Origin of the sequence: Tabrizicola sp. YIM 78059, assembly GCF_004959785.1 — a bacterium.
Taxonomy (GTDB): Bacteria; Pseudomonadota; Alphaproteobacteria; order Rhodobacterales; family Rhodobacteraceae; genus Tabrizicola; species Tabrizicola caldifontis.
Window position 1 is genome coordinate 125,072 of the sequence record NZ_SJZH01000006.1, and the last position, 13,914, is coordinate 138,985.

Here is a 13,914-nt window from a genome sequence, read left to right on the forward strand (position 1 = left end):
GCTGCCACCTTCCCGGGAGCACGTCATGCGCGCCGGCCTTGCCGCCCTTGTCTTCGCCTATGTCCTCAGCCAGTTCTACCGGGCCTTCCTGGCGGTGCTGGCCCCGGTGCTTGAGGCCGACCTTGGCGCGACCAAGGCAGACCTGGCCTTTGCCTCGGGCGCCTGGTTCCTGGCCTTCGCGCTGATGCAGATTCCGGTGGGCGAGGCGCTGGACCGGATTGGTCCCCGGCTGACGGCTGCCGCCGCGCTGATTGTCGGGGCGGTGGGGGCCGGGCTGTTCGCCGCGGCCGGCTCACCGGCGACACTGACTGTGGCGATGGCACTGATCGGGGTCGGCTGCTCTCCTGTCCTGATGGCAAGTTACTTCATCTTTGCCCGGCAGTTCTCGCCGGCCGTATTCGGAACGCTGGCGGGCGCGACGATCGGGATAGGCAGCCTGGGCAACATCGGCGCCTCGTTGCCGCTGACCCTGGCGGTCGAAGCCTTCGGCTGGCGCGGCACGGTCTGGGCGCTGGCCGCGGTAACCGGGCTGACCGGCCTGGTCGTGGCCGCACTGGTGCGCGATCCTGCGCGGGCGGAACGCGGCGCGGGCGGGTCTTACCTGACGCTGCTGAAGATGCCCGCACTCTGGCCGATTTTCGCAATCATGGTGGTCTGCTATGCCCCTGCGGCGGGGCTACGCGGGCTGTGGCTGGGCCCCTATTTCGCCGATGTCCACGGCTATTCCCGCCCCGAGATCGGCGTTGCAAGCCTGTGGATGGGGCTGGCAATGGTGGCGGGCAGCTTTGCCTATGGGCCGCTGGACCGCTGGCTCGGCACGCGGAAATGGGTGATCTTCACGGGCAACGCGCTGACCCTGGCCTGTCTTGCGGCACTTTGGCTGACGCCTGCGACCGGGCCGGTGCTGGCTACGGCGATGTTCGTGGGCGTCGGCTTCTTCGGAGCGACCTTTCCCATCGTGATCGGCCATGGCCGCGCTTTCCTGCCGCCGCAGCTGACGGGAAGGGGCGTGGCGCTGATCAACCTCTGCGGCATCGGCTCGGCCGGGGTCTTGCAGGTTGTGACCGGGCGTATTCATGCCTCACTGGCCCTGCCTGTAGACGGGGTCACTCCGGCTGCGCCGGTTACACCGTACATCGGCCTTTTCGGGTTCTATACGCTGTTCGTAGCGGCGGGTCTGCTGATCTACCTGTTCTCCCGCGACCGCACTGATTGATACCGGCGGCGGAACCTGTCGAATCCGCTTTTCTGCGGTCGCGCCTTGCGCTATGGGCCGCCCGTCCCCGAAGGGCGGGGGCGGACAAGGAGAACCCCGATGGGCTACAAGGTCGTCGTCGCGGGTGCCACGGGCAACGTGGGCCGCGAAATGCTGAACATCCTCGCCGAGCGCGAGTTCCCGGTCGATGAGATCGCCGCGCTGGCCTCGCGCAAATCTCTGGGCACCGAGGTCAGCTTCGGCGACAAGACACTCAAGACCAAGGACCTGGACACGTTCGACTTCACCGGCTGGGACATTGCCCTGTTCGCCGTGGGGTCCGAGGCGACCAAGATCTATGCGCCCAAGGCCGCCGCGGCGGGCTGCGTGGTGATCGACAACTCGTCGCTTTACCGCTACGATCCTGAGATCCCGCTGATCGTGCCGGAAGTGAACGCCGATGCGATCCACGGCTACAAGAACAGGAACATCATCGCCAACCCCAACTGCTCGACCGCGCAGATGGTGGTGGCGCTGAAGCCGCTGCACGACCGGGCGAAGATCAAGCGGGTGGTGGTGGCCACCTACCAGTCGGTCTCGGGTGCCGGCAAGGAAGGTATGGACGAACTTTGGGAACAGACCAAGGCGGTCTATAACCCGGTCGCCGAGGTGCCGCCGAAGAAGTTCACCAAGCAGATCGCCTTCAACGTGATCCCGCACATCGACGTGTTCATGGACAGCGGCGAGACCAAGGAAGAATGGAAGATGGTGGCCGAGACGAAGAAGATCCTCGACCCCTCGATCAAGGTCACGGCAACCTGCGTCCGGGTGCCGGTCTTCGTCGGCCATTCCGAGGCGATCAACATCGAGACCGAGGAGTTCCTCGACTGGCAGGAGGCCCAGGACATCCTGCGCGAGGCACCCGGCGTAATGCTGATCGACAAGCGGGAACCCGGCGGCTACATCACCCCAATCGAATGCGTGGGGGAATATGCGACCTATGTCAGCCGCGTCCGGCAGGATTCGACCGTCGAGAACGGGCTGAACCTGTGGTGCGTCAGCGACAACCTGCGCAAGGGTGCTGCGCTGAACGCCGTGCAGATCGCCGAGCTTCTGGGCCAGAAGGTCCTGAAGAAGGGCTAAGGGTTTCTTGATCCTTCCTTGCGAGGGTCTCGGTTCATGGCCGAGACCCTTTTTCCATTGCGCCGAAGTTTTGTGGCGGCAGTTCGTGGCGCTGTGCCGCGCGCGTGACGAGACTGCGGGTGCGGTGCTGCGGGATCTGATGCTTCTGGCCGTGAAACACACCGAGAGCCGCAAGGCGTGGAGTGACGCAGTCATCGACGAGCGGCTTCTCGTTTGACCTCGTCTTTTCATCGCGCAGGCGCTGGCAATGTCCGAAAGCTGGGCACAGATGCAATCCGCGCTGCGCGATCGGGGCCAGAGCTTCCTGCCTTCAGTCAGAGCGCTGACCCTGACCGGGATTTCAACCGGAAATCCGTTTGCCAAGTCTGCTCATGTGGGACTGGCCTGTCTGGGCCTTGCCCGCCGGTTCGGTGCCTGCTTTCCCGGCCATCCGGGCCCGGGGCTGGCGGCGCAGGCGCTCAGGCCGGCTGGGCCAGCATCGGGCGTTCGCGGATCGGCAGGTGCACAAGCGCGCTGAAGGCGCCCACCCCGACCCCGATCCACCAGACCAGGGTGTAATCCCCGCTCAGGTCATACATCTTGCCACCCAGCCACACCCCCAGGAACCCGCCGATCTGGTGCGAAAGGAACACCACGCCGTAAAGCGTGCCCATGTAGCGGATGCCGTAGATATGGGCGACAAGACCAGAGGTCAGCGGCACGGTGGCCAGCCACAGCGCCCCCATGACTGCCGAGAAGATCAGCACGCTGGCCGGGGTGATCGGCAGCAGGATGAAGACCGCTGCGGCAACGGTGCGTCCGGCATAGATCCAGAACAGCAGATATTTTCTGGTGTGCCTCTTGCCCAGATAGCCCGCCGTCAGGGTGCCCACGATATTGAACAGCCCGATCACCGCGATCGACACCGCCCCCAGGGCCGAGGTGGTGGTGATGCCGATCCCCGCCAGCATCGACCCTGCATCGATGGGTGAACAGAGTTCCGTCACGAAGGCCGGGAAATGTGCGGTGATGAAGGCCAGCTGATAGCCGCAGGAGAAGAATCCCAGGAAGATCAGAGTATAGGACGGGTCGCGGAAGGCACGGATCAGCACGGTGCCCATGCTCTCCTCCAGCTCCTGGCGACTGGCAAGCTGCGGACTGCGCAGGAAAGGAAGCGCAAGAAGTGTGGTCAGGATCACGGCAGCGAAGATCATGAAGACGGTCTGCCAGCTGTAGCTTTGCAGAAGCCACTCTGCCGTGGGGGCGCCGAAAACCTGGCCCGCCGAGCCGGCGGCCGTGGCGATACCCAGCGCCATCGATCGGTTCTCGGGGCTTGCCGCCCGGCCAACGATGGCAAGGATGACGCCGAAGCCGGTGCCTGCGATACCGAAGCCCACCAGGATCGCCAGGAACTGGTGCTGCCCTGGAGTGACCGCATAGGCAGAGAGCACCAGCCCCGCCGCATAAAGGATTGCCCCCCACACGATCGCCTTGCGATCACCGAAGCGTTCAGCCAGCGCCCCGAACAGCGGCTGGCCGATGCCCCACGCCAGGTTCTGGATCGCGATGGCCAGCGAGAAATCGGCGCGCAGCCAGCCGAACTCCGAAGCGATGGGGATCTGGAAAACACCGAAGCTGGCGCGGATCGCGAAAGAGATCATCAGGATCACGCAGCCGGCAATCAGGACGGGGGTGATGAGGGGCGACTTTGCCATGGAGGCCTCCGGGCTCGGGCGCGGAGGGTGCGGCGGCTTTCTGACGGGGTCAACCGCGATCTTGTTATGGTTACAGCCGGGTTTTGCCGGATTTCTGCACAACCCTTTGTGCAACTGTCGCAAGGTCGCGGTCTGACTGCCCCGGACTTTGCCGTTGCGGGACAAAGACCTATGGGCGCGGTTGCGACATCGTCGTAGGCTGGCCCGGACGATCTGTCCTGCACGGCGTCAGGCGAAACGGGAGGCTTGGATGAAGGATTGGTGGCGTGGCGCGGTGACCTATCAGGTCTATCCCCGGTCGTTCCAGGATTCGAACGACGACGGGGTGGGTGACCTGCCCGGCATCACGCGGCGGCTGGATCATCTGGCGCAGCTCGGGGTGGATGCTGTATGGCTGTCGCCCTTCTTCAAAAGCCCGATGAAGGACATGGGCTATGACGTCAGCGACTATTGCGACGTCGACCCGGTCTTCGGAACCCTGGCCGATTTCGATGCGCTGGTGGGACGGGCGCATGCGCTGGGGCTCAAGGTCATCATCGACCAGGTGCTGAGCCATACCTCCGACCAGCACCCTGCCTTCGCAGAAAGCCGGTCGAGCCGGGTCAACCCGAAGTCCGACTGGTATGTCTGGGCCGACCCTTGGTATGATGGCACGCCGCCGAACAACTGGCTTTCGGTGTTTGGGGGCCCGGCATGGACCTGGGATGCACGGCGCAAGCAGTATTACCTGCACAACTTCCTCGCCAGCCAGCCCGACCTGAACTATCACAACCCGGAGGTGCAGGACTGGGCGCTTGGCAACATGCGTTTCTGGCTGGATCGCGGGGTCGACGGCTTCCGCTTCGACACCGTGAACTACTTCTTCCACGACCCCATGCTGCGCGACAATCCAGCCGACTACCGTGTCAAGACCGAGCCCGAAGCCAACCCCTACGGCATGCAGTATCACCTCTTTTCCAAGAACCAGCCCGAAAACCTTGCGTGGATGGAACGCATCCGCTGCCTGCTGGACGAATACGGCGCGGCCAGCGTGGGCGAGATGGGCGAAAGCCACCATGCAATCCGCATGATGGGGGAATACACTGCGCCGGGGCGGCTGCATCAGTGCTATTCCTTCGAATTGATGGGGTACGACTATTCCCCCGGTTTCTTCCGCGACCGGATCGAAGGCTTCTTCCGTGGCGCGCCGGATGGCTGGCCGATGTGGGCCTTTTCCAATCATGACGTGGTGCGTCACGTCAGCCGCTGGCTGCCGTATGGCGAAAGCCCAGAGGTGCTTGCGAAACAGGCTGCCGCGCTTCTGCTGTCGTTCGAAGGGTCGATCTGCCTGTGGCAGGGGGAAGAGCTTGGCCAGACGGATACCGCTCTCGACTTCGAGGAACTGACCGACCCGCAAGGCATTGCCTTCTGGCCGGAACCGGTGGGCCGCGACAATACCCGCACGCCGATGGTCTGGGACGCCTCGCCGCATGGCGGGTTTTCCAGGGTCAAGCCGTGGCTGCCGGTCAAACCCGAACAGGCCGCCCGGCACGTCGAAGGGCAGACGGGCGCCCAGGGATCGGTGCTCGAACACTACCGGGCGCTGCTGGCGTTCCGCAAGACATCGCAGGCCCTGCGGTCCGGGCGTTCCCGGTTCCTTGACCTGGACGAGCCGCTGCTGGGCTTCGTCCGGGGCGAAGGCGAAGGGGCGCTGCTTTGCCTGTTCAACCTGTCCACCGTGGCCCGTGTGGTCACCGTGTCGGGCGTCGGCACCGCGGTCGGCCCGTCGGTCCATGCCGTGGCCGAAGGAGAGAGGCTGCGGCTTGGCCCGAACGCAGCGGTATTCCTGCCGGTGACGGGCGAGGTGATCGTTACCGACTGAGCCCGCGCCGGGCCCCACCCGGACTCTCCGCTTTACCCTGCCGCGCAGACAGAGCCGGTGGCGCGCGGTCGGCTGGCAGGCGCGGGTATCTCTGCCCTCGGCCTCACAGCGGCTGCCAGTGCACCCCGGCCGCTGGGATGGTGACCCCGCCCCATTCCGCCGGCACGCAATTGTAGTTGAACAGGAAGCGGTGCGTCGCCGTTTCGCGGCGGCGCAGTCCTTCGGGCAGGATTTCGGTCTCGATTCCTTCGGCCGCGCAGGCGCGCAGCAGGATGCGGGTCAGCGCCGCCTCGTCCGGCCAGCCAGCCAGATAGTGTAGTCGGCCCGCCGCCACCATGGCTGGCCAGCCGTCCTCGGCCGCCTCGACGACCCCGGCCGAACCTTCCAGCTTCTCGCGCCAGCTGACCAGCGCCCCGCCCTGCGCCAAGGCCACCGGCACGTCCGGCGGCAGGCTTTCCACCCGGGCGACCACTGCATCCAGCCCCGGCAAGGCGGGGGGTAGCGGCACCGGGATCGCAAAGTCGGGCGTGCGCGAATTGGCGCGTGGCCCCAGGATCGCCGTGCCGTCGAACGCGGCCAGAGCGGCCTTCAGCGGATCGGACAGGGTGAACAGTCCCGGCGCCAGCACCAGCCGATAGGCCGACAGGTCGGCCGTATCCGGCGGGATGATGTCGATGTTCAGCCCCAGCTTGCGCAGGCCCTTGTAGAAATGAAAAACCAGCCAGAAATAGCTGAAACTGCGGCCCTGCGGCTGGATCTCCCACGCCCAGTCCGAAGCATAGTCGAAGACCAGCGCCACTTCGGCGCGTCCCGTCCCGGCCTCGGACATCGCCGCCAATTCCCTTGCCACCTGCCCCGCCTCGCCGAAGGCCGGTGCCGGGGCGCTGTCGGGGCGCAGAAGACCCGCGTGCATCTGCTCCTGCGCGAAAGGTGCCTGGCGCCAGCGGAAATAGCACACCGCTTCCGCGCCATGGGCAAAGGCCTCCCAGGCCCATAGCCGCGCCATGCCCGGCAGCGGATCGGGGTTGAAGGGCGCCCAGTTCACCGGCCCCGGCTGCTGCTCCATGATCCACCAGCGGCCCCGCCCGACCGCTCGGTATAGGTCGTGGTGGAAGGCCTGGAAATCCGGGTCGCCCTGCCGGACGAAGCGGCGCCTGTGTTCGGCATCCGCCGGGATGCGGTCGGACAGGAAGCCCAGCGGATAGCTGTCCCAACTGGCGATATCGAGGTCGGCCCCGACCTTCCAGTGGTCGAACTCGGTGATCGCGCCCATGAAATTGTGCGCGACGGGGGCGGTGGAGTGCTTGCGGATGATCTCGACCTGAAGCCGGTTGAAGCTGGCCACCTGATCGCTGGAGAAGCGGCGGAAATCCATGACATGGCTCGGGTTCGGCTCGGTCACGGTCAGGTTTGGCAGGCCGACCTCGCGGAAGTCGCGGTATTCCATCGACCAGAACACGTTGCCCCAGGCGCGGTTCAGCGCGTCCGGGGACTGGTATTTCTGCGCTAGCCAGTCCTGGAAGGCGGTTTTCGCGGCCTCGGAATAGCTCAGCGTCGTGGCGTGGCAGGCATATTCGTTGTCGGTCTGCCAGGCCGCGACATGGGGGTTCTTGCCGTAGCGCTCGGCCAGGGCGGAAACGATCTTCGCACATTCCGCGCGATAACCCTGATGCGAGAAACAGTAGTGCCGGCGCGAGCCGAAGCCGCGCGGCCGGCCGTCCTTGTCCACGGCCAACATGTCGGGATGACGGTCCAGCATCCAGCGCGGCGGGGTCGCGGTGGGCGTGCCCAGCACCACCTTCAGCCCGCGCGCGCCCAGCGTCGCGATCGCACGGTCGAGCCAGCCCCAGTCATAGCGGCCCGGCTCGGGCTCCATCCGTGACCAGGCGAATTCGCCGATCCTGACCCAGGTCAGGCCCAGCGCCGCCATGCGGTCGGCATCCTCGGCCCATTTTTCTTCGGGCCAGTGTTCGGGATAATAGCATACGCCAAGCGTGCGTTTCATGACAGGACCTGAGGTTCGGGAAGGCCCCGGGCGATGCCGGGGAAGGCAAAGACCTGGCCCGAGGCGGGATGCGCCTTGCGGGCGGACTCGTCCATGTGTTCAAGCGCGGTCGTGACGAAAAGGGTTCTCATATCCGTCCCGCCGAAGGCCGGGCACGATGATTGCGGCGCGCCGGGTGTTTCCACCGCGCGCACGAAGTTACCGTCGGGCGCATAGGCGGCAACGCGCCCCGCGCCCCATTGCGCATTCCAGAACAGCCCTTCGCTATCGATGACGGCCCCGTCCGGGTTCAGCCCCTCGGAGGTCAGATCCAGCCAGACCTCGGGCTCTCCGACCGGCCAGCCCCCGGCATCCAGGGCGACCTTCATCACACGACCCGTCGCCGTATCTGCGAAATGCGCCGCGCTTCCGTCCGGGGTGAAGCAGATCGCGTTCGGGATGGTGATGCCGTCAAACAGCCGTCGCAGTTCGCCCCGATGCCAGCGCCAGATCGAGCCCGCGCCCGGCTCGGCCCGCTTGCCCATCAGCCCGAACCAGAAGCCACCCTGCCGGTCTGCGCGGCCATCGTTCGACCGCGTGCCCGGGCTGCCCACATGGGCCAACACCTCGTGGCCGCCGCTGGCAAGATCAAGGCGGTGCAGTCCGACCTCCGAGGCGATCAGAAGATGCTCCGCATCCAGCCAGCCCGCGGCCGAGACCATGTGCGGAAAGGTCCAGGACTTCTCCTGACTGTGCAGGGTCCGGTTCAGGATGTCGAACCAGAACAGACGTTCATGAACCGGGTGCCAGAAGGCGCCTTCGCCCAGTTCGCAGGGGCGGGCATCGAAGATCATCGTAAGACCTCGTCATAGGCGGCAACGATCCGCGCGGCCCGCGCGGCGACTTCGTCCAGCGCCAGCCCCGGCGTGTAAAGCGCGGTGCCGATGCCGAAACCGTCCGCCCCGGCCTTCGCCCAGTCGGCGAAATTCGCCGGTCCCGCCCCGCCCACAGCATAGACCGGCAGTCCCTTCGGCAGCACCGCGCGCAGGGCCTTCAGCCCCTCGGGCCCGATCAGGCTGCCGGGGAACAGCTTCAGCCCCGTCGCTCCCGCCCTGATCGCGGCGAAACACTCGGTCGGCGTCATCACCCCCGGCCAGCTCGCCATGCCGGCGGCGCGGGTGGTGGCGATCACCTCGGGGTCGCAGTTCGGCGAGACGACCAGCGTCCCGCCCGCCGCCCTGACCTTGGCGACTTCCTCGACCGTCAGCACCGTGCCCGCGCCGATCTCGGCACCCGGCACCGCCGCCGCCATCGCTGCGATCGAGGCGAAGGGGTCGGGCGAATTCAGCGGCACCTCGATCCGGGTGATCCCGGCTGCCACCAGGGCACGCGCGGCCGCGGCGGCCTCGGCCGGGGTGATCCCGCGAAGGATGGCGATCAGGTTGCGGTGGGTCATCGGTCGGATACCTTTTCGGGGGCAAGCAGCGACAGCCCCGCCAGCGTGCAGTCGGTCGCGGACAGCCGCTTCGCCTCGACGCCCTGCGCGGCCAGCGCGCGGGCATAGGCCGCGGAAATGCGCTCGGCCCCGACCAGCGTCACGCGCTGGCCCAGCCAGTAGGGCCGGGCGGCGGCAAGCTCGGTCCCGATCAGCAGACCCGACAGCCGGGCCCGCGCGGCATCGGGCGCAAGCCCGGCGATCAGCCCCTCGGCCCGGATTGTGAACAACCGTGCGGCAATCCGTTCGGGGCGCGAAATCGCATCGGACACCGCGCCGTCGAAGGCCGCATCGTCCCAGCCTTCGGTCTGCATCCCGTGGCGCAGGACCGAGGCGCCGGACAGAAGTGCGAACAGTTCTCCGGTCATGAAGGTCTGGAAGCTGACCACCTCGCCCGCGCTGACATGCACCCATTTCGAATGGGTGCCGGGCAGGCAGAGCACCCCGTCATAGCCGGGCATCAGTCGCAGCGCGCCGGCGATCTGCGTCTCCTCGCCCCGCATCACGTCGGCGGGTTGCGCCTGTTTCAGCCCCGGCGCGATCCAGACCGTCAGGCGTGGATCGGCAGTCGGCGCCCTGACCAGCGCTGCCCGGTCCAGCGGCGTGCAGGGCACCGCGCGATAGGGCGCCTCGCACCAGCCCTGCCGGCTGCCGACCATGCCGCAGGCCACCACCGGGGGCCGGTCGTCCAGCCAGGCCCCGATCAGCCGCAGAAGCGCGGGCTCGAACCCCTCGCGGGTCAGCTTGCCCATGCCCTCGTTCGAACTGGTCTCGGCCAGCACCCGCCCATCCGCCGCCATCGCGAAGGCGCGCAGATTCGAGGTGCCCCAGTCCACGGCGATCCAGGCAGGAGAGAGGGCGGTCATGAGGAGATATAGCCTCCGTCCAGGATGAGGGTCTGCGAAGTCATCATGCGCGAGGCGTTCGATGCCAGAAACAGCACCGTCCCCGCCATGTCCTCGGGCTGGATCGGATCGGGCAGGCACTGGCGGGCCAGATGGGCCGACAGCGACTCGGGCGTGACCCAAAGCTCCTTCTGCCGTTCGGTCAGCACCCAGCCGGGGGCGATGGCGTTGACGCGGATACGGTCCGGCCCGAACTCCCGCGCAAGGGTGCGGGTCAGGCCGACGATCCCGGCATTGGCGGTGATGTAGGCGGCATAGCCGGTATCGGCCATCATGAAGCTGATCGAGGAGAAGTTGATGATCGACCCGCCGCCCGCGGCCTTCATGCCGGGGATGACCTGCTGGCAGGCGAAGAAATAGGACCGCAGGTTCACCGCCATCGACCAGTCCCAGAAGGCCTGGTCGGTCTTCAGCGTGTCGTGCCGCGTGTCGTTCGCCGCATTGTTCACCAGCACGGTGATGGCCCCGTGCGCCCTGGCGGCGGTGTCCAGCGTCAGCTGCAACTGGTCGGTCAGCGCGATGTCGCAGGGCAGGAACAGCGGGCGGTTGCCGGTTGCGGCCTCCATCCGGTCGCAGAAGGCCGTTGCGTCGGACCGCTGGCAGAAAGCGACCTTTGCCCCCTGGCGCAGGAAGGCTTCGGTCAGCGCCGCGCCGATGCCCGCACCGCCCCCGGTGATGAATACAGACTGACCCTTCAGGTCAGGGAAGATCGGATCGGTCATGACCTTGTTCCTTCGACCACCCACATCGTCGCCGGCCAGGCGACCGGCAATTGAATGCCATGGGTCATCAGGGCCCGGCCGCTCAGCGTCAAGGGGCCGGCTTTCAGCGCGTTCGGCCCACGCGACTGTCTGGGCGCGTCCTCGGCATTGAGCAGCCTGATTTCATAGCGCGCCTCGGGGTCGAGGCCCGTCAGCCGCAACGGACGCGGCAGCATCTGGCGGCTGGCCTCGGCCTGGCCGGCGAAGACGACGAAACGACCGCCATCCGCGGCAAGCTGAAGCTCGGCCGTCACCGCGGGGTCATCACTGTCCAGCCGCAGGATGCTGCCCGCCATCATCCAGCCGCGGTTCGCCTTCCACCAGCGGGTGACGCGGGCAAGGGTCAGCGCCTCTTCGTCGGTCAGCTCGCGCAGGTCCATCTCGAATCCCATGTGCCGCTGGGCGGCGACCCACGCGCGGAAGGCCATCGGCAGCACCCGGCCCGAGGTATGGCAGTGACGCGGTCCGACATGACTGCCTGTGATACAGGCCGGCAAAAACAGCGCTGCATCATGCTGGATACGAAGACGTTCCAGCGCATCGTTGCTGTCGGACAGCCAGACCCGGTGTGTATGGGCAAGGATTCCGGCGTCGATGCGGCCGCCGCCACTGGCGCAGGTCTCGATCTCGACCCCCGGATGGGCGGCGCGCAGGCGAGAGAGAAGCTCGTAGATCCCGCGCGACTGGCTGGCATCGACCACCGGCAGCAGGCGGTTGTGGTCCCATTTCACATAGTCGATCGGGTATTCGGTCAGGATCGCCGAGATCTGATGAAAAAGGTTTTCGCGCACTTCGGGCCGCGAGAGGTTCAGCACCATCTGGTGGCGCCCCGTGGTCTGTTCGCGCGGCCCCAGCATCCAGTCTGGATGGGCGCGGAACAGATCGCTGTCAGGGTTCACCATCTCGGGCTCGAACCACAGACCGAAGGCCATGCCCAGCGAATGGACGTGAGAGATAAGCGGGTTCAGCCCGTCAGGCCATTTCTTGCGGTCAACTGTCCAGTCGCCCAGCGACGAGGTGTCATCGTCGCGCCGGCCGAACCAGCCATCATCCAGCACGAAACGTTCGGCACCCAGCGCCGCGGCGCGGGTGGCGATCTCGGCCAAGGCGTCAAGCCGGTGATCGAAATAGACCGCCTCCCAGCAGTTATAGTGAACGGGACGGGGGCGGGCCGGGGCGGGCCAGTGCACCACGCGGTCACGCAGGTCGCGCTGGAAGGTGGCGGCAATGCCGTTCAGCCCCGAAGTGGAGCAAGCGGCAATCAGCTCGGCTGTCTCGAACCGGGTGCCGGGTTCGGTTTCGGCGCCCAGGGCGTGGCCGAACTGGATCTGGCGGCGGCCGTCAGGCAGTTCCTCGGCCACCATCCGGTGCCCGCCGGACCAGGCATAGTGCAGTGCCAGCGCCTGCCCTTGCGTGTTGGTGCATCCTTCGCCTGAAAGAACGAGGTAGGGCGGGTGTTCGTGGCCCGACCGACCGGTACGCGCCTCGCGCAGGCGGATGCCGGGGATCCAGTCCACGCGGTTCAGCTGCATCTCGCCGATCCATTTGCCCGAGACATCGATGATCTGTCCATGCTGCGGCGCGGGCAGGACCGGGGCGGCAAGCCACAGGACACGGATCGGGCGGTCGGCTTCCAGCACAGTCTGCAGGGTGATGGTGCCGGTCGGCCGGGCGACAAGGCGGTGGGTCAGCACCAGCCCGGCAGAGCGCGAAATCAGGGTCAGTGTTCCCTGCCCCGCTTCGGCCCGGTCGAAGGTGAATGCCGGGGCAAGCGGCGTGCCGTCGGCCTCGGCCAGAAGATGCCCCGGCTGGCCCTGAAAGGCACGCCCTGGTTCGGGCGACAGCGACAGGGCCGGCAGCACGTCCAGCATCCCGCCGGTCAGGTCATGCCGCCCGGCAAGGGCCAGCTGCTGAAGGTCTTCGCTTTCGGGCAACCCTTGCCCCCACCAGATCACGTGGGGAATGCCGCCTTCGGTGGCAAGGGCGATGGTCTGCGGGCCGGCATCGATGCGGAAGGTCTTCACTTCACGGCCCCCAGGGTCAGGCCGGCGATGAAGTGTTTCTGCATCAGGAAGAACATCGCAACCGGCGGCAGCGCCGCAATGATCGAGCCTGCACTGACCAGATGCCACTGTGCGATCCACTGGCCGTTGAGGCTGGACAGGCCGGCGGTGATCGGCTGGCTGTCAACGCCCTGTGTCAGCACCGTGGCCCAGAAGAAGTCGTTCCAGATGAAGGTGAAGACCAGGACCGACAGCGCCGCGATGGCTGGGCGCATCAGGGGCAGGACGATGAACCAGAAGATGCGCCATTCACTGACGCCCTCGACCCTTGCGGCCTCGATCAGCTCGTACGGAAGAGCCTTGATGAAGTTGCGCATGAACAGCGTGCAGAAGCCGGTCTGGAAAGCGATGTGGAAAAGGGCCAGGCCATACCAGGTGTTGTACATGCCCAGTTGCAGCGTCATGTCGCGCACCGGAACCATCAGAATCTGGAAGGGCACGAAATTCCCGGCCACGAACATGAAGAAGACCAGCATGTTCGCCCGGAAGCCGTAAACCGCCAGCGCAAAGCCGGTCATCAGCGACAGGCTGACCGCGCCGATCACGGTTGGTATGGTGACCCAGAGCGAGTTGATCATGTATTTCGCCATCGGCGTCTGGGTGAAGATGAAGACGTAGTTCTCCCACGCGATGCCGGACGGCATGCCGAAGTAGTTGCCCTGCGCAAGGTCGGACGCCGGGCGCAGCGACGTCAGCGCAACGCCCAGCAGCGGGAACAGCCAGATCAGCAGCGCGATGGGAAGGGCGATGGTGTAAAGCCACTGTGCGCCGGTGCTGGCCTGCTGGATGGGACGGGGAAACATGGGCGCGCCT

The 13,914-nt window shown here is 66.4% G+C and carries 12 protein-coding genes; 4 read left to right on the forward strand and 8 right to left on the reverse strand.

Features of this window, described 5'->3' with window-relative positions:
* Positions 1 to 25: 25 nt before the first annotated feature.
* The 3 genes from EZM81_RS10045 to EZM81_RS18435 all read left to right on the forward strand — a co-directional run bounded on the left by EZM81_RS10045 (position 26) and on the right by EZM81_RS18435 (position 2,555).
* The gene (locus EZM81_RS10045; protein WP_136645612.1) at positions 26 to 1,216 is read left to right on the forward strand and encodes an MFS transporter; all 1,191 of its coding nucleotides are present in this window, start codon (positions 26 to 28) and stop codon (positions 1,214 to 1,216) included.
* Between the two features lie 99 nt (positions 1,217 to 1,315).
* Positions 1,316 to 2,338, forward strand: coding sequence for an aspartate-semialdehyde dehydrogenase (locus EZM81_RS10050; protein ID WP_135449652.1), 1,023 nt, complete (start codon positions 1,316 to 1,318; stop codon positions 2,336 to 2,338).
* A gap of 70 nt (positions 2,339 to 2,408) precedes the next feature.
* Complete coding sequence (locus EZM81_RS18435) at positions 2,409 to 2,555, forward strand: hypothetical protein (protein ID WP_211195400.1); 147 nt, start codon at positions 2,409 to 2,411, stop codon at positions 2,553 to 2,555.
* A gap of 241 nt (positions 2,556 to 2,796) precedes the next feature.
* On the opposite strand, the gene EZM81_RS10055 is transcribed toward EZM81_RS18435, so the two are convergent.
* Positions 2,797 to 4,032: an MFS transporter gene (locus EZM81_RS10055; RefSeq protein ID WP_136645613.1), complete on the reverse strand. Its 1,236-nt coding sequence runs from the start codon at positions 4,030 to 4,032 to the stop codon at positions 2,797 to 2,799.
* 250 nt (positions 4,033 to 4,282) lie between these two features.
* On the opposite strand from EZM81_RS10055, the gene EZM81_RS10060 reads away from it, so the two are divergent.
* On the forward strand, positions 4,283 to 5,893 hold the full coding sequence (locus EZM81_RS10060; protein WP_136645614.1) for an alpha-amylase family glycosyl hydrolase: 1,611 nt from the start codon (positions 4,283 to 4,285) through the stop codon (positions 5,891 to 5,893).
* Positions 5,894 to 5,996: 103 nt separating this feature from the next.
* Here the strand turns inward: EZM81_RS10060 and EZM81_RS10065 are convergent, their stop codons facing one another.
* From EZM81_RS10065 to EZM81_RS10095, 7 genes are read right to left on the reverse strand one after another with little or no spacing between them, the layout of a single operon-like run.
* Positions 5,997 to 7,898 carry a beta-galactosidase gene (locus tag EZM81_RS10065; RefSeq protein WP_136645615.1) on the reverse strand — a complete coding sequence of 634 codons (1,902 nt, stop codon included), beginning with the start codon at positions 7,896 to 7,898 and terminating at the stop codon, positions 5,997 to 5,999.
* Positions 7,895 to 8,731, reverse strand: a complete 837-nt coding sequence (locus EZM81_RS10070; protein ID WP_136645616.1) for an SMP-30/gluconolactonase/LRE family protein — start codon at positions 8,729 to 8,731, stop codon at positions 7,895 to 7,897. Before EZM81_RS10070 ends, EZM81_RS10065 begins: the two co-directional genes overlap by 4 nt.
* The gene (locus EZM81_RS10075) at positions 8,728 to 9,333 is read right to left on the reverse strand and encodes a 2-dehydro-3-deoxy-6-phosphogalactonate aldolase (RefSeq protein ID WP_136645617.1); all 606 of its coding nucleotides are present in this window, start codon (positions 9,331 to 9,333) and stop codon (positions 8,728 to 8,730) included. Before EZM81_RS10075 ends, EZM81_RS10070 begins: the two co-directional genes overlap by 4 nt.
* Positions 9,330 to 10,238 carry a 2-dehydro-3-deoxygalactonokinase gene (locus EZM81_RS10080; RefSeq protein ID WP_136645618.1) on the reverse strand — a complete coding sequence of 303 codons (909 nt, stop codon included), beginning with the start codon at positions 10,236 to 10,238 and terminating at the stop codon, positions 9,330 to 9,332. The genes EZM81_RS10075 and EZM81_RS10080 overlap by 4 nt, the downstream gene beginning before the upstream one ends.
* Positions 10,235 to 10,999: an SDR family NAD(P)-dependent oxidoreductase gene (locus EZM81_RS10085; RefSeq protein ID WP_136645619.1), complete on the reverse strand. Its 765-nt coding sequence runs from the start codon at positions 10,997 to 10,999 to the stop codon at positions 10,235 to 10,237. The genes EZM81_RS10080 and EZM81_RS10085 overlap by 4 nt, the downstream gene beginning before the upstream one ends.
* Complete coding sequence (locus tag EZM81_RS10090) at positions 10,996 to 13,062, reverse strand: alpha-galactosidase (RefSeq protein ID WP_136645620.1); 2,067 nt, start codon at positions 13,060 to 13,062, stop codon at positions 10,996 to 10,998. Before EZM81_RS10090 ends, EZM81_RS10085 begins: the two co-directional genes overlap by 4 nt.
* Positions 13,059 to 13,904: a carbohydrate ABC transporter permease gene (locus EZM81_RS10095; protein ID WP_135449634.1), complete on the reverse strand. Its 846-nt coding sequence runs from the start codon at positions 13,902 to 13,904 to the stop codon at positions 13,059 to 13,061. Before EZM81_RS10095 ends, EZM81_RS10090 begins: the two co-directional genes overlap by 4 nt.
* Positions 13,905 to 13,914: the final 10 nt, after the last annotated feature.